The sequence below is a fragment of the Kitasatospora sp. NPDC088264 genome (assembly GCF_040685715.1).
In the GTDB taxonomy this organism is placed as follows: Bacteria; Actinomycetota; Actinomycetes; order Streptomycetales; family Streptomycetaceae; genus Kitasatospora.
Genome location: NZ_JBFBIR010000072.1, coordinates 1 through 12,621 on the forward strand (window position 1 = coordinate 1; position 12,621 = coordinate 12,621).

Annotated in this window: 19 protein-coding genes and 1 pseudogene; 11 read left to right on the top strand and 9 right to left on the bottom strand. The window is 71.2% G+C overall.

Going from position 1 to position 12,621, the window contains the following annotated elements; translation table 11 throughout:
• A pseudogene (locus tag AB0O82_RS34030) lies at positions 1-110 on the top strand (MerR family transcriptional regulator); the annotation flags it as partial.
• 396 nt (positions 111-506) lie between these two features.
• Here the strand turns inward: AB0O82_RS34030 and AB0O82_RS34035 are convergent.
• The 3 genes from AB0O82_RS34035 to AB0O82_RS34045 form a co-directional block, all read right to left on the bottom strand.
• Positions 507-869: a hypothetical protein gene (locus tag AB0O82_RS34035; protein ID WP_363588170.1), complete on the bottom strand. Its 363-nt coding sequence runs from the start codon at positions 867-869 to the stop codon at positions 507-509.
• Positions 870-964: 95 nt separating this feature from the next.
• A complete protein-coding gene (locus AB0O82_RS34040) occupies positions 965-1,369 on the bottom strand; it encodes a hypothetical protein (RefSeq protein WP_363588172.1) in 405 nt (134 codons plus the stop codon).
• A 219-nt stretch (positions 1,370-1,588) separates the two neighbouring features.
• Positions 1,589-1,816, bottom strand: a complete 228-nt coding sequence (locus AB0O82_RS34045) for a hypothetical protein (RefSeq protein WP_363588174.1) — start codon at positions 1,814-1,816, stop codon at positions 1,589-1,591.
• 517 nt (positions 1,817-2,333) lie between these two features.
• Between AB0O82_RS34045 and AB0O82_RS34050 the strand changes: the two genes are divergently transcribed.
• The 3 genes from AB0O82_RS34050 to AB0O82_RS34060 all read left to right on the top strand — a co-directional run bounded on the left by AB0O82_RS34050 (position 2,334) and on the right by AB0O82_RS34060 (position 4,970).
• Entirely contained in the window at positions 2,334-2,537 is a 204-nt protein-coding gene (locus AB0O82_RS34050; protein ID WP_030918248.1) for a cold-shock protein, read from the top strand.
• A 367-nt stretch (positions 2,538-2,904) separates the two neighbouring features.
• Complete coding sequence (locus AB0O82_RS34055) at positions 2,905-4,428, top strand: DEAD/DEAH box helicase (protein WP_363588176.1); 1,524 nt, start codon at positions 2,905-2,907, stop codon at positions 4,426-4,428.
• Between the two features lie 161 nt (positions 4,429-4,589).
• On the top strand, positions 4,590-4,970 hold the full coding sequence (locus tag AB0O82_RS34060; protein WP_363588178.1) for a CBS domain-containing protein: 381 nt from the start codon (positions 4,590-4,592) through the stop codon (positions 4,968-4,970).
• Between the two features lie 545 nt (positions 4,971-5,515).
• Here the strand turns inward: AB0O82_RS34060 and AB0O82_RS34065 are convergent.
• Complete coding sequence (locus AB0O82_RS34065; RefSeq protein ID WP_363588235.1) at positions 5,516-5,797, bottom strand: MerR family transcriptional regulator; 282 nt, start codon at positions 5,795-5,797, stop codon at positions 5,516-5,518.
• Between the two features lie 973 nt (positions 5,798-6,770).
• Here AB0O82_RS34065 and AB0O82_RS34070 point away from each other — a divergent pair.
• Positions 6,771-6,992, top strand: coding sequence for a hypothetical protein (locus AB0O82_RS34070; RefSeq protein WP_363588180.1), 222 nt, complete (start codon positions 6,771-6,773; stop codon positions 6,990-6,992).
• A 49-nt stretch (positions 6,993-7,041) separates the two neighbouring features.
• Here the strand turns inward: AB0O82_RS34070 and AB0O82_RS34075 are convergent, their stop codons facing one another.
• The gene (locus tag AB0O82_RS34075; RefSeq protein ID WP_363588182.1) at positions 7,042-7,293 is read right to left on the bottom strand and encodes a hypothetical protein; all 252 of its coding nucleotides are present in this window, start codon (positions 7,291-7,293) and stop codon (positions 7,042-7,044) included.
• Positions 7,294-7,666: 373 nt separating this feature from the next.
• Here AB0O82_RS34075 and AB0O82_RS34080 point away from each other — a divergent pair, with 373 nt between their 5' ends.
• Positions 7,667-7,906, top strand: a complete 240-nt coding sequence (locus AB0O82_RS34080) for a hypothetical protein (protein WP_363588184.1) — start codon at positions 7,667-7,669, stop codon at positions 7,904-7,906.
• Between the two features lie 282 nt (positions 7,907-8,188).
• Here AB0O82_RS34080 and AB0O82_RS34085 read toward each other — a convergent pair whose 3' ends face one another.
• The 4 genes from AB0O82_RS34085 to AB0O82_RS34100 all read right to left on the bottom strand — a co-directional run bounded on the left by AB0O82_RS34085 (position 8,189) and on the right by AB0O82_RS34100 (position 9,701).
• Positions 8,189-8,353 carry a hypothetical protein gene (locus AB0O82_RS34085; RefSeq protein WP_218206507.1) on the bottom strand — a complete coding sequence of 55 codons (165 nt, stop codon included), beginning with the start codon at positions 8,351-8,353 and terminating at the stop codon, positions 8,189-8,191.
• Positions 8,354-8,369: 16 nt separating this feature from the next.
• A complete protein-coding gene (locus AB0O82_RS34090) occupies positions 8,370-8,573 on the bottom strand; it encodes a CsbD family protein (RefSeq protein WP_363588186.1) in 204 nt (67 codons plus the stop codon).
• Between the two features lie 215 nt (positions 8,574-8,788).
• Positions 8,789-9,040 (bottom strand): hypothetical protein, encoded by a 252-nt coding sequence (locus AB0O82_RS34095; protein WP_363588188.1) that lies wholly within the window; start codon positions 9,038-9,040, stop codon positions 8,789-8,791.
• On the bottom strand, positions 9,015-9,701 hold the full coding sequence (locus AB0O82_RS34100; protein WP_363588190.1) for a type III effector protein: 687 nt from the start codon (positions 9,699-9,701) through the stop codon (positions 9,015-9,017). Before AB0O82_RS34100 ends, AB0O82_RS34095 begins: the two co-directional genes overlap by 26 nt.
• Positions 9,702-9,810: 109 nt before the next feature.
• Here AB0O82_RS34100 and AB0O82_RS34105 point away from each other — a divergent pair, with 109 nt between their 5' ends.
• From AB0O82_RS34105 to AB0O82_RS34125, 5 genes are all read left to right on the top strand, one after another.
• Entirely contained in the window at positions 9,811-10,245 is a 435-nt protein-coding gene (locus tag AB0O82_RS34105) for an Hsp20/alpha crystallin family protein (RefSeq protein WP_363588192.1), read from the top strand.
• A gap of 126 nt (positions 10,246-10,371) precedes the next feature.
• The gene (locus tag AB0O82_RS34110; protein WP_363588194.1) at positions 10,372-10,725 is read left to right on the top strand and encodes an STAS domain-containing protein; all 354 of its coding nucleotides are present in this window, start codon (positions 10,372-10,374) and stop codon (positions 10,723-10,725) included.
• Positions 10,722-11,126, top strand: coding sequence for a DUF2267 domain-containing protein (locus AB0O82_RS34115; RefSeq protein ID WP_363588196.1), 405 nt, complete (start codon positions 10,722-10,724; stop codon positions 11,124-11,126). Before AB0O82_RS34110 ends, AB0O82_RS34115 begins: the two co-directional genes overlap by 4 nt.
• Positions 11,127-11,176: 50 nt before the next feature.
• Positions 11,177-11,578, top strand: coding sequence for a DUF2267 domain-containing protein (locus tag AB0O82_RS34120; protein ID WP_363588198.1), 402 nt, complete (start codon positions 11,177-11,179; stop codon positions 11,576-11,578).
• Positions 11,579-12,114: 536 nt separating this feature from the next.
• Entirely contained in the window at positions 12,115-12,444 is a 330-nt protein-coding gene (locus AB0O82_RS34125; protein ID WP_363588200.1) for an Arm DNA-binding domain-containing protein, read from the top strand.
• The last annotated feature ends 177 nt before the right edge of the window (positions 12,445-12,621 follow it).

The window sequence follows — 12,621 nt, forward strand, 5'->3', positions numbered from 1 at the left end:
AAGCCGCCTGCCGCATCATCATCCTCGAAGACCAACTCGAAGAAGCCCTGCGCCTCAACGAACAACTCCGCCGCACCCCGCGCGGCCAGGAACCCACCGCGGACACCTGACCGGACCGGCAACCTGGCCCACAGCTCCTTCCAGCCGTACTGCCGCCAGCCGCAGAGGCCGGACAGGGGGACGGCCTCGCGCTGCACGCTCTGGCCGTCGCCCCGTACGGCACCACCGCAGCGCGGCACAAGACGTGGCGGCTGGAGGGCGCGGCCGGGCTGGACCCCGCCAGCCAGGTACTCGGGATGGTCCGCTCGGAGAGGGCGCCGACACCGCCCGGGGCGCCGGCGCCTTCGGCTCGCCCGCTGCGCCCTTCGCCTCTGCGGCCGGGGCAGTCAGCGGTCCCACCCCGACACCCGGACCAGCCGTCACGGCACCCGCTCAAGGCTCAGCGGCTCCTTGGTGCGGGGACGTAGGGCGCCAAGCCAGGCGGCCACTTGGGCCTGGGGTGGTTCTCAGGAATCGGAGTAGCTGAGGTCCCCGACCGTCCAGCTGCTGACGTCCTCGATGGCGATGCGGTACATGCCGCCGGTGTGGGGCAGCCCGAAGTCGCCCTGCAGGATCTTCGCCCGGTGGAGATGCAGATGGGTGAGCTGTGCGGGCGGGCCGTCGGCGGGCGGGGCGAAGAGAGCGGCGAACGGTTTCAAGTGCTCCGAGGCCTGGAGGACCTCCGCCACCCGCTCCAACCACAGGGTCACCGGCGCGAGCCTGCCGGTGATCACGGCTCCGGGGACCACCACGGTCAGGGACATCTGATTGCTGTGCTCGGACTCGACCATCGCGGCGATGTCGACGAGCAGCCCGTCAGGGTTCGACATGCCCCCCAGAATAGGACACGGCCTCCGCGGCGCCCACGGGCCCGGGGCAGCGGCCATGGCGGCCACGGGCCTTGCGCCCGCTGCGCGGCCAGGAGCTACACGGCGGCGACCTGACGTGCCGATCGGCTGCGTCGCGGCGCGGGGCAGTTGGGAGCAGCCGTGAGCGTCTGGGCATCGCCCGGATCGTGCGGGCCGGCGGTGACGAGCAGGTCGGCTCCGAGGGCGGTGACGGTGAAGCCTGCGGAGCCGAGGACCTCCGCCAGGGCCAGCATCAGCGCGCCGCGGATGCCGCGGAACTCGGTGCGCCCGGCGGCGTCGGCGGGATGCGGGCAGCCGTGGAGGGTCGGTCCGATCAGGTCCTGGCCCGGGCTCCATCCCAGCACCAGGCCGATCCCTGGACGCTGCCGGGCGAAGAGCCCGGCCGCCTGGGACGGTGCCGGCTCGAACCCTCTGTGGGAGAGCACTGCGCAGACGGACTCAAACAGATGTTTGTCATCCATGCGCGGAGTTTATCGCCTGGCCAGCCCGCAGCCATTCGGCATTGATGTTTCGTCACATGCTTTTCCGGCCATGGCCGGTGAGGCTGCGGGGCCGGGGCGTCGGGTTCCCTCTCGGCCCGGCCGGGGTGCACGCCCCCTGGACGGCGTGCCGACGCGACGGGCCAGGGGCGTACCGCAGGGGTGCGCGGCGCACTCGGCGGAGAACCGCGTGCGTCTGGGTCAGAGTTTGAACATCGCGGTGTAGGGCTGGGTGATGCGTTCCCGCCGCGATCCGAAGTCGACGAGTACCGCGATGTCGCTGTCGTCTTCGACGCCGATGGCCCGGCCGAGGCCGTACGTGTCGTGGGTGACGCGGTCGCCGACGGCGAAGTGCTTGCGCGGTGCTTCGATCCGGGCCTTGAAGGGGCTGGTGGGCAGGACACGGCGGACTGCTGCAGATTTCGTCATTCCCTGCATTATGCGCCGAGAATCGCGGGAGCGGGACTTTTCGAAGCACTCAATTTCGGAGCTACGACAGGAATTTCGCGCAAGCCGTCCAGCGCGCCCCGGATGGCGCCGGTGGGCGTGGTGCGTCGCTTTCACGGGTCTGTCGCGGCCAGGGCAGGCGCTCCGCACCCGCGCGACTCGCCCTCCCCGGGAAGGTGAGCGGTCGGCACCGAAGGAGTGGGGGTGAGCACTCAACCAGACTGCTCTCCATGCATGTTGATGACCCCATCGCCTCGCGGCCGACGGCCCTGGGGGAAGGCTCCCGGAGAAGTGGGGGTGAAATATCCACCCGTGACGGGCCTGGGCCTGCTAGAGTCACTTTAGTTGCAGTAGTGGTTCCCATGAACTTTGTGTGCGCCTGCTGGTGTTTCGCAGGCGCCTTTTTGTTTCCCGGCTCTTCCCCGGGTGGGTGCTCATCGCGGCGACTCGAAGCGCGCGCTGTGCGTGCTTCGGACAGCCCCTTGAAGGAGATTTCTTTATGGCTAATGGCACTGTGAAGTGGTTCAACGCGGAAAAGGGCTTCGGCTTCATCGAGCAGGAGGGTGGCGGCCCGGACGTCTTCGCCCACTACTCGAACATCAACGCCAACGGCTTCCGTGAGCTGCTCGAGGGCCAGAAGGTCGAGTTCGACGTCACGCAGGGCCAGAAGGGCCCGCAGGCCGAGAACATTCGTCCGCTGTAGTTTCTGCCACGGCACCCGCCTGGTAGCGAGGGGCCCGCACCGCGTACATGATGCCCGGTGCGGGCCCCTCGGCATTGCGCCACGACGCACATCCCCGGCCGTTTCTGGCCCCCTGGCTCCGCCACCGGCGGCCATCCCCACGCGAGACGCCCAGCGCCGCGTCCGGATCGGCGCCCTGCCGTGACAGCTCACGGTTCGAGGTCGTTCGCTCCCGCCTTCCGCGGTGAGCGCCGACCGTAGGTGACGTGCCGCACGGTTTCACCGTCCACGCCCCGCGCTCCACACTTTCGGCCCGTCCCCTCGTGACCTCCTGTCGGCGTCCCGCGCTGCGGAGCTGCCTCGCGACGTGCCGCCAGGAAGGTTTCCCATGAACCACTCCAGCCGCTCCCCGTACCAGAACGCCAACTCCCGCTCCTCGTCCTCCTCCCGCTCCGGCGGCAGCTCCTTCTACGGCGACCGGCCCGCCCGCGGCCGTAGCGCCCGCCAGGGTTCCTCTCCGCAGGGCGAGTTCGCGATGCCGGTGAGCACCACTCCGGCGCTGCCGCCCGTCGAAGCGTTCGAGGAGCTGGACATGCCGAAGGCGCTGCTGTCGGTGCTGACCCGCCAGGGTGTCACCTCGCCGTTCCCGATCCAGGCCGCGACGCTGCCGAACTCGCTGGCCGGCCGCGACGTGCTGGGCCGGGGCCGCACCGGTTCGGGCAAGACCATCGCATTCGGCCTCGCCGTGCTGGCCCGCACCGCCGGTCGGCGCGCCGAACCGCGCCGCCCGCTGGCCCTCGTCCTGGTCCCCACCCGCGAGCTCGCGCAACAGGTGACCGACGCTCTCACCCCTTACGCCCACTCGGTGCGCCTGCGGATGGCCACGGTGGTGGGCGGGATGTCGATCGGCCGCCAGGCCCACGCCCTGAACCAGGGGGCCGAGGTCGTGGTGGCCACCCCCGGCCGACTCAAGGACCTGATCCAGCGCGGCGACTGCCAGTTGGACGGCGTCGGCATCACGGTGCTCGACGAGGCCGACCAGATGGCCGACATGGGCTTCCTGCCGCAGGTCACCGAGCTCCTCGGCCAGGTCGCCGAAGGCGGCCAGACGATGCTGTTCTCCGCCACCCTGGACCGCAACGTCGATCGCCTGGTGCGGCGCTTCCTCAAGGACCCGGTCACCCACTCGGTCGACCCGTCCGCGGGAGCGGTCAGCACCATGGAGCACCACGTCCTGCACGTGCAGAACTTCGACAAGAACGCCACCATCGCCCACATCGCCTCCCGCGACGGCGGAGTGATCATGTTCATCGACACCAAGCACGGCGCGGACCGCCTGGTGGACGACCTGCTAGCCAACGGCGTGAAGGCAGCGGCCCTGCACGGAGGCAAGTCCCAGCCGCAGCGCACCCGCACCCTGGAACAGTTCCGCACCGGCCAGGTCACCGCGCTGATCGCCACCAACGTCGCCGCCCGGGGTATCCACATCGACGGCCTCGACCTCGTCGTCAACCTGGACCCGCCGAGCGACCACAAGGACTACCTCCACCGGGGCGGCCGCACCGCCCGGGCCGGCGAGTCCGGCACCGTCGTCACGCTCGTCCTGCCCGGCCAGCGCCGCGAGATGGCCGGTCTGATGACCGCCGCCGCCATCACCCCCGTCACCACCCGCGTCAGCGCCGGCGACGAGGACCTGGCCCGCATCACCGGCGCCCGCGTGCCCACCGGCATCCCCACCGTGGTCGCCGCCCCCGTCGTCGAACGCCCCCTCCGGAGCCCGTCCACGAGTCGCGGCCGCCGAGGACGCCCCGCCCGCGCGGCCGGTGACACCCGCGCGAGCGTCACGGGCCGCGACAACCAGGCCGCCGCCGGCCGCCGCCGGGCACCGAGGCGCGTCGCCCTCGCTGCCTAGTAGGCAGGTGTGGGCCTGGACCGCCGCCGCGGTCCAGGCCCACACGACTCACCAGCGCGAAGCAGGAGTCCCGGCCCGCTCCGGCGGACCCCGCCGGCCCTCCCACCGCGGTGCCCCGACCACCGCCGGCCCCGGCGGAACCGACACCAAGGAGTCCGCCCATGACCCTCACCCTCGAACACCCCGCGACCACCGCCACGGTCGGCGACCTCATGAGACACCCCGAGCTGCAGATCAGCGACGACGTCATGGTCGACATGGCGATCGACATCCTGCACGGCTCCGGCGCCGACCACCTCCTGGTCCGCGATGACGACGGCCGCTGCGCCGGGCTGCTGACCCGCCTGCACCTCGCACCGTTCCAGACCCGCACCTGGTCCACCGAGCGCACCCCGGTGCGCGACATCGTCCTCGACCAGGCCCCGTTCGCCACCGCCGACATGCCCGCCACCACCGCAGCCTCCGCCATGCGCGCCCGCGGCCTGACCACGTGGCCGGTGGTCGACCCCGACGGCCACGCCATCGGCCTGCTCAGCTTCTAGGCCCGCGCTGCCGGCGCCGACGCGCCGGCAGCCGCGTCTCCAGGGAGCTGTCCACGGCGGCGTTCAGCATTGGGCCGCTGTCCTGGTCGGGGTCGGCCATCGCGTCGAGCATCAGGGCGCCGGTTCCCGGTCGCAGGCGGATGTCGAGGGCAGGGGGTCGGATTCCGCGGGGACGGCCACCGAGTAACTCCTCGCGGCCCCGGTCTCGGGCGGGCCGGGGGCGCCCGCAAAGCGGGCGACTTGCCTGACGGCCCGCAGGCGGCGGCGCAATCCTCACCGTAGCGGCCGGGCGACCGAGCGGACCGCCCGCTCAGCGCAGGCGAACCGTCAGCGGCTGGCGCGGCCAAGGACCGGTCAAGGAAACACAGTTGTGCATGAGCGCGGCCCGGAACCGGTCCGCGCCGGTGAGGCAGGGTGCCGGACTCCTGGCCGCGCGGGGAACGGTCGGCCAGCGATCGGGGACTGAGGGGTAATCGTGTCCGGGGCGGCCTGCGGTGAGCGCCCGTCGCTCACCGCGGACCGGTCTCGTCGGCCTGGCAGGCTGGTCAGGTGTCAGCGGCGGACTCCTGGCCGCGCGGAGAACGGCGGAGCTCTTCGTTGATGCGCAGGGCTTCTTCGAGTTGGTCTTCGAGGATGACGATGCGGCAGGCGGCCTCGATGGCGGTGCCCTGGTCGACGAGGTCGCGGGCGCGCATGGCGATGCGCAGCTGGTAGCGGGAGTAGCGGCGGTGGCCGCCTTCGGAGCGCAGGGGGGTGATGAGGCGGTGTTCGCCGAGGGCGCGTAGGAAGCCGGGGGTGGTGGCGGTCATTTCGGCGGCGCGGCCCATGGTGTAGGCGGGGTAGTCGTCATCGTCGAACGAGCTGACGGCGCCGGGGGTATGCGGTCGGATGGTTGCCGTGGTCACTGCACCTCTTCTTGTTGTTGTGCCTGGGGACGTACTGAGGGGCCCCGGGGGCCATTGTGGCTCCCGGGGCCCCGAAGGGTTTTACACCATCTGCAGGCCTTGTGGCCGGCTTCCTTATATCCGCACTGCCCCGGGGGAGGGGGCATGCGGGGATCGCGTATGCGTGACCGGAAACCACCGTCCTTGCCTTGGGGTCTTCGGATTCCGCCCGGGTGACTTCCTCACGGGCCGGGCGATCCTGATGGCGCTCTGTCCCCTCCGTTCATCCTCTGCACTGACCTGGTACTGCGGAACTGCTGGTACTTCGAACTGCGTGGTAGTGCCAACCACTCGGTACTGCTGTGGCGGTCCTTGCGGTCCACCGGGTCCGGCAGCCAGCCCCGTCGCCCGTCCTGCTTAACCACTCGACTTGGAACCCCACTGCCGGACTCCCAGTGCGCGCGCCCGCAGTCTGGGCGCCTTCACCGGGATACCGCGTACTTTCGACTGCTGGTACTTCCCAACTCAACTTCACACTGCTGGTACTGCACTTACCGAACTGCGGTACCGCTCGGTGGCGACCCCTGATACCTGCGGGCCGCCCGGCCCGGCCGCCGGTCCTGTCGCCTTACTGCACCATCCCTGGCTTCAAGACCCTGCAACCGTACCGACCTACGAACTCCTGTACTGCTACCCGCCAGTTCGTGTCTGGCGGGTACCGCTTCTCTCGTCTACGAGAGAAACACTAACCACGGCGCGTGGCAATGTCTACTCCAGCGGGCATAGATTTTTCGGCGCCGGCTGGGGAGGTGGTCTTCGCCCCTCACGGGGTGGGGCGGCCTGTCGCCGCAGCCGCGCCCAGGGCGGAGGACGCCGCGTCCCGCGGCCAGGACCACGAGTGAACGGGAGACAAGTGGTGGAAGGGCCGCAGGCCGCGCGGCAGGTGCGCACCCCCGACCCCCATACCCAGGCGTCGCTGGCGGCGGCCATAGGCGAAGCAGTGCGCGACCGGGACGAGCGGGGCCTCCGCCGGCTTCTGGCCCGCTTCGCCGAACAGGCCGCCATCACGGACCTGCCTGCCCTGCGCGAGGCCATCGACACCCCCCACGGTGATGACAATCCGCCGGGGGCCCGATAGGCCCAGTCGGCCCGCCGCGCTCCCGGATCAGAAAGCGCGGGCAGCGGCATCACAGGTCAGGCAGACGTATCCGGCCCAACGCGGCGGATACCACCCCTGCCTCGGACGCTCCGGGCTCCACCGCTCGACCACCATCGCGCTGGCGTCCATTCCGCACGCGGGTCGACGGCCCGGGGCCGCCGGGGGCGTCCGGATCGGAGAGGGCGGCGTGGACCCGGCGCACCGACAGGACGTCGACCGGATCACCGCCCACCCCCAGGATGCGCGCATCCAACGGCTCAACCAGCTCCAACAGAACCACGATCCCCATGGTTCAACCGCGCGCGCCCGAGGCCGCGCACGCGACCGCACCCGGGCGAGGGCGGCCGGCGGTGGACCACGCCGGACACCCCGCCGTACAGGCCCGGACCAGAAGGGGGGAGGGTCAGGGCCCGTGCGAACGGGTCCGCTCGCGCCCAGGGTGCTTGCCAGTATCGGCGAGCGAAACCCGGCAGGGCGCGGCGGCCGGTCGGCGCAGCAGGGGACTGGGAACGAGCGTCCAAGCCGCGCCGCCGAGGTCAGGCGGAGATTGTCAACGCTTCCGCAGAACTGAAAACCCATCAGTCCCGCAGAATTGACCCCCTCGGGTCGTGCGGTTCGGTCGTGCGGCTTGGTCGGCCCGGCATGGTGGGCGGATGGAAGACGATCTCCCGACCGTGTCGGTGCGTCTGTGGCAGGCGGACACCATCGTGTTGTTCGACTGGCTGATGACGACGGATCTCGGCTCGGTGCCGGTGACCCATCCGGCCCAGAAACAGGCCCTGGCCGATCTGCTGTCGCGGTTGGAGCGGGCCGCGGACTCCGACGTGACCGGGGTGACCGCCGAGGACATCGCTGCTGCTCAGAGCGAGGTTGCCCAGGATATGGGCTGGTAGTTCATTCGCGGACGAGAACGGCACGTTCCGGGTGGAGATCACGGAGGTGATGGCCCGGCCACGCCCGCGGCACGGACAGGCACACGTGCCTGCACGCCATCCCGCCGCCCTGAACGTCGGCCCGCGGGTAGGCACACCCGTGGGCCGCTGCCGTGCCGCTCGTCGGCCGCCGTGCGGCCGGGGTCTACAGGAGTAGCCCCGGCCACACGGCCCCGCCCCGCCGAATACAGCCCTGGCCCTCGAAGGGCCGAGGGCTGCGTCACGGCGAATGTCCCGCCTTCCCTACCTGCGCCCGGAGCGTCGGCTGCCCAGACGCATGCCGCCGAGTACCAGGGCTGCGAGGAACAGGACGATCCCGATCACGAGCAGCCACAGCAGGCCCTTCACGAGGGCGCCGACGAAACCGAACACCACAGCGATCAGGACGATGAACAGAAACAGTGCCATCGCGGCTCCGCCTTTCTCACTTGTCGCGCTTCAAGACGCCTTTCACACGGTCGGCGACGTCGCGCACGCCGTCCTTGACGTCCGCGGCGGCCTGCTTGAGCTTCGACTCCGCCTGGTCGGCCTGCCCCTCGCCCTTCAGCTCCTGGTCACCAGTCAGGTCCCCGACCTTCTCCTTGGCCTTGCCGGTCACGTTCTGCGCCTTGTTCGACAGGTCACTCATCGGTTGCTCCGTCCATCCGGTAGTGCGCGAATCCCACTGTCCGATCGTCCATCTTTGCCCGTTTTTGGGGATTTTATGCTCGCGGCACGGCTGACGAGGCGCGGGCCGTCCCGAGGGGACCGCCTGTGAGGCCGGACGGCGGCGCGAGGCGGTACGCGGGCCGGGGGATCGGCGCCGCGTACCGCCGGCCTGATGACCGCGGGCAGGCGCCCGGTTCAACGAGCCTCTCCCGCGGACGGGCACGGGTGGCGGGCCGGGCTGCCGGGGGTGTCGGGGCCCTGCGGGGGCCATGGCTGGGTGGCGAGCTGGCGACGCAGGGCGTCGAGGCGGGCCAGGTGGGTGTCAAGGACGGTGAGGGCCGCAGTGCTCTGCTCGCGGATCCGCAGCTCGATGGCGGCGAGGCGGTCCTCGATGTGCTGCCATCGGTCCTGGGCAGGAGGGTCAGGCGCGTCGTTGATCACTGTCATGGCGGAGGCGGTCGGTGCGGTCGTCGAGGTCGTCGAGGCGGGCGGCGAGGTCGGGATGGGCGTCGCCGAGATGGAGGCGCATACCGGTCAGGGGCGCGATGAGGTCGGCCGCGTCGGTGGCGCCGAGGGCAGTGGTGAGTGCGTCCAGGGCGGGCCCGGCTTCGGGGGTGTGGCCGGGGGCGGCGGTGATCCGGGCGGCCAGGACGCGCAGGTCGGCGGCGTGGTCGCGGGCCCAGGCGTCGACGGCGCGGTCGGCGGCGCGGCGGTCGCGCACGGCCTTGACCCGCTCCGCGCCGGTAGCAGTGGTGCCAGTGGTGCCGGTGGTGCCGGCGGGGCGCAGGCGCAGGTAGCGGTTCTCGGCGGCCTGGCGGCTGGCGACGCCCATGGGCTGGGCGAGGTCGGCCCAGGTGGCGCCTGCGGCGCGGGCGGCCTCGACCATCGGAGCCTCCCAGTCGGCGAGCTGGGTACGCAGCTCCCGCAGCAGCACGAGGGCGGCCAGCGCCCGCTCGGCACCGCCTTCCCGTGCGTCTTGGCCTGCGGGACGGCCAGGTCCCCGGGCCGTGCGCACGGCGTCGTCGATGGCGGCTAGCGCTGCGGCGGCGGCGGCGAGGAAGGAGACCGGCTCGGGTCTGGCTGCGGGCTTCGGGGGCTTCGCGCTCATGCAGTCATTCTACGGACGACACTAGGAGTTTGTCATTGGATGGATGACGTGCTACAACGATGTCAGGTGAAGCGCACTGGCACCCAACGATCAATGGAGGTGTTTCGCGATGCTGCTGCGCACTGACCCCTTCCGCGAGCTCGACCGGCTGACCCAGCAGTTCCTCAACACGACCGGTACCTGGTCGCGGCCGACCCCGATGCCACTGGACGCCTACCGCGCCGGTGACGAGTACGTGATCTGCTTCGACCTGCCAGGGGTGGCCCCGGACGCGATCGACATCGACGTCGAGCGGAACATGGTGACCGTCAAGGCCGAGCGCCGTCCGCACCGGCAGGGAGACGACGTGAAGTGGGAGCTGGCCGAGCGCCCGCTCGGTGTGTTCTCCCGGCAGGTCATGCTCTCCGACACCCTCGACCCGGAGGGGATCACCGCCGACTACGACGCCGGCGTGCTGACCCTGAAAATCCCGGTCGCCGAGAAGGCCAAGCCCCGCAAGATCGCCATCGCCCATGGCGACGGGCGCAAGCAGATCCAGGCCTGACCTCTCCCCGAGCCGTCCCGTGCCGCCCGCAATCCCCCCGGCGGCGCGGCACGGGACACCCCGGCCCCGGCCTGACCTTCCGGACACGCCCGCGACCCGCGGGCCCAACGGACAGCGAGCCGCCCCATGACTACCCCGGCGCCACCGTTCACGGTGAGGGTATGCGGCGAGATCGACCTCGACTCCGCCCCGGACCTTCGTCGCGAGCTGTCCCGCGCGCTGGCGGACCACCGGCAGGTGGTGCTCGACCTGTCACAGGTGACGTTCATGGACTGCTCGGGCCTGAACGTCCTGCTGGAGGCCCGCAACCAGGCCGACCGAAACGGGGCGCGCCTGGCCCTGCGCGGCATCACCCGCCCGGTGGCCCGGCTCCTCAAACTGACCGGCCTGACGACCTGGCTGGCCCCAGCACCCCGCCCGCACGGCCACACGCCCCAGACCCGGCATCCGCCGCCGACCGGAGGGAGGAACCCGCAATGACACTGCACTGGGAGGCGTTCCTGGACCAGGTCCGGGAACGCGGCGAATACGACACACCCCAGGAAGCCGAACGCTGCGCGCGCGTCGTCCTGGCCCTGCTCGGCGCGCACCTGGTCGGCGCAGTGCGCTCGGACCTCGCGGCCCGCCTGCCCGAGACGCTCGCCCTGGTCCTGCTCAACCCACTGCAGGCCACCGAACCGCTCAGCCCCGAACGGTTCGTGCGCGCCACCGCCGCTTGGATCGAAGGCGCCGCCGAAACCACCGCCCTGTGGAACATCGGCGCCGTCCTGTCCACCGTCGCCGACGCCGCCGGCGACCGGCTCATGGAGCAGGTCCTGCTCCAACTGCCGCCCGGCTACGACGTGCTCTTCGGCCGCCCCGCCGCCGGCCAACGCCCCTGACCCCCATCACGGCCGCCCCGCCGCCGGCCAACGCCCGGAAGGCCACCGCCATGACCCGGCACCGCCACCTGATCCAGCAGGTCCGCATCCTCGGCCGCTACCCGAGCGACGACGAAGCCGAACGCGCCCTCGCCGCCGTCCTGGCGCTGCTCGGCTCCCAGCTCACCGGCGACGAACGCTGCGACCTCGCCGCCACACTCCCCGAGCGGGCGCGCGCCGTATTCGCCTCCCAGATCCCCCTGCCCCAACCGGTCTCGGCCCCCGCCTTCGTCGAAGCCGTCGCCGACGCCCTCGGCACCACCCTCGCCGCAGCCCGCTGGGACACCTCCACTGTCCTGGCCGCCCTCACCGACCTCGCCGGCGACCACCTCACCGACCGCATCCTTCACCAACTGCCCAACGGCTGGGCGCTGCTCTTCGGCCGCGCCGATCTCACCCCAACCGCCGCCTGAACCGCCAGCGCCAGCCGGGACCTCAAGGTCCTGGCTTCTTTGCTTCTCAACCATCTTGCTCTCATCGGACATGCTCGACCGATCGAAGGGGATCGTGCGGAGTGAGATGCCGTCAGCGTTCACTTCGTGCACATGCGTCCGTTACCGCCCATGGGCGCTCATTGGCACTCATCGCGCGTGGTCCCAAAGTGGTCCCCAGGGCTCCGGTCACGGCGAGTGACACCAATCTGGCGGGCCTTCAACAACCGCGGGTTGAAGCGCCCCGCGATCCACCAGCAGCGACGTCGGCCGGCGGGTTCACGGAGGGCGAATCAAGGTCGCCTACCCATCGACTACGGATGGTGATCTTCCAGGCGGTGTGTCGTCTTGAGCGTGTCCTGACCGATTGGTTCTGACGTGCCTCGCGCACCCGGGATCACCCCCACTCGAAAGGGAGGAAGTTCATGGGACAGCGTGCGCAGCGTGGCCGGGTCTGCCGGCGGTGTGGCTGCTCGGACGGGCGGGGGAAGCAGTTGGGTCCGTGGTGTGTGCGGTTGTTGGAGGAGGCGGATCACGGGAGGTGGACGTACTGCATCGACCTCGCCCGGGAGGACGGGAAGCGCCGGACCCGCCGTCGGGGCGGTTTCGCCACCCGGGCCGAGGCGGCCCGGGAGATGAAGGCGATGCTGGACGGTGAGCTGCGCGGGGTCTACGAGGACCGCCGCACCACCGTGGCGAGCTTCCTGCGGGAGTGGCTGGCGGCGAAGAAGGAGGTGCTCGCGCCCAACACCTACGCCGGCTACGTGGACTGCGTCGAGCGGGACCTGATCCCCGCCTTCGGTCACTACCGTCTCCCCGACCTGCGCCCCAAGCAGATCAACGGCTAGGTCGCCGCCCAGCAGAAGGCCAAGCGGGGTCGCGTCACCGTCTACCGGGCCGTGTCCACCCGGCGCAACGCGCTCAACGCCGCCGTCCGCTCCTGGCGGCTGCGCTACAACCCGGCCAAGCACTCCGTCCCGCCCAAGCCCCGCGCCGCCGTGCGCACCTGCCGGACCCGACCAGGC

What these genes read in the sequence shown, in the direction of transcription:
- AB0O82_RS34095 (WP_363588188.1), bottom strand. Translation starts at nt 9,040, where the DNA reads ATGACAGTGATCAACGACGCGCCTGACCCTCCTGCCCAGGACCGATGG.
- AB0O82_RS34080 (WP_363588184.1), top strand. Translation starts at nt 7,667, where the DNA reads ATGGAAGACGATCTCCCGACCGTGTCGGTGCGTCTGTGGCAGGCGGAC.
- AB0O82_RS34110 (WP_363588194.1), top strand. Translation starts at nt 10,372, where the DNA reads ATGACTACCCCGGCGCCACCGTTCACGGTGAGGGTATGCGGCGAGATC.
- AB0O82_RS34065 (WP_363588235.1), bottom strand. Translation starts at nt 5,797, where the DNA reads ATGGGCCGCGCCGCCGAAATGACCGCCACCACCCCCGGCTTCCTACGC.
- AB0O82_RS34045 (WP_363588174.1), bottom strand. Translation starts at nt 1,816, where the DNA reads ATGACGAAATCTGCAGCAGTCCGCCGTGTCCTGCCCACCAGCCCCTTC.
- AB0O82_RS34050 (WP_030918248.1), top strand. Translation starts at nt 2,334, where the DNA reads ATGGCTAATGGCACTGTGAAGTGGTTCAACGCGGAAAAGGGCTTCGGC.
- AB0O82_RS34090 (WP_363588186.1), bottom strand. Translation starts at nt 8,573, where the DNA reads ATGAGTGACCTGTCGAACAAGGCGCAGAACGTGACCGGCAAGGCCAAG.
- AB0O82_RS34105 (WP_363588192.1), top strand. Translation starts at nt 9,811, where the DNA reads ATGCTGCTGCGCACTGACCCCTTCCGCGAGCTCGACCGGCTGACCCAG.
- AB0O82_RS34060 (WP_363588178.1), top strand. Translation starts at nt 4,590, where the DNA reads ATGACCCTCACCCTCGAACACCCCGCGACCACCGCCACGGTCGGCGAC.
- AB0O82_RS34055 (WP_363588176.1), top strand. Translation starts at nt 2,905, where the DNA reads ATGAACCACTCCAGCCGCTCCCCGTACCAGAACGCCAACTCCCGCTCC.
- AB0O82_RS34035 (WP_363588170.1), bottom strand. Translation starts at nt 869, where the DNA reads ATGTCGAACCCTGACGGGCTGCTCGTCGACATCGCCGCGATGGTCGAG.
- AB0O82_RS34100 (WP_363588190.1), bottom strand. Translation starts at nt 9,701, where the DNA reads ATGAGCGCGAAGCCCCCGAAGCCCGCAGCCAGACCCGAGCCGGTCTCC.
- AB0O82_RS34120 (WP_363588198.1), top strand. Translation starts at nt 11,177, where the DNA reads ATGACCCGGCACCGCCACCTGATCCAGCAGGTCCGCATCCTCGGCCGC.
- AB0O82_RS34085 (WP_218206507.1), bottom strand. Translation starts at nt 8,353, where the DNA reads ATGGCACTGTTTCTGTTCATCGTCCTGATCGCTGTGGTGTTCGGTTTC.
- AB0O82_RS34040 (WP_363588172.1), bottom strand. Translation starts at nt 1,369, where the DNA reads ATGGATGACAAACATCTGTTTGAGTCCGTCTGCGCAGTGCTCTCCCAC.
- AB0O82_RS34115 (WP_363588196.1), top strand. Translation starts at nt 10,722, where the DNA reads ATGACACTGCACTGGGAGGCGTTCCTGGACCAGGTCCGGGAACGCGGC.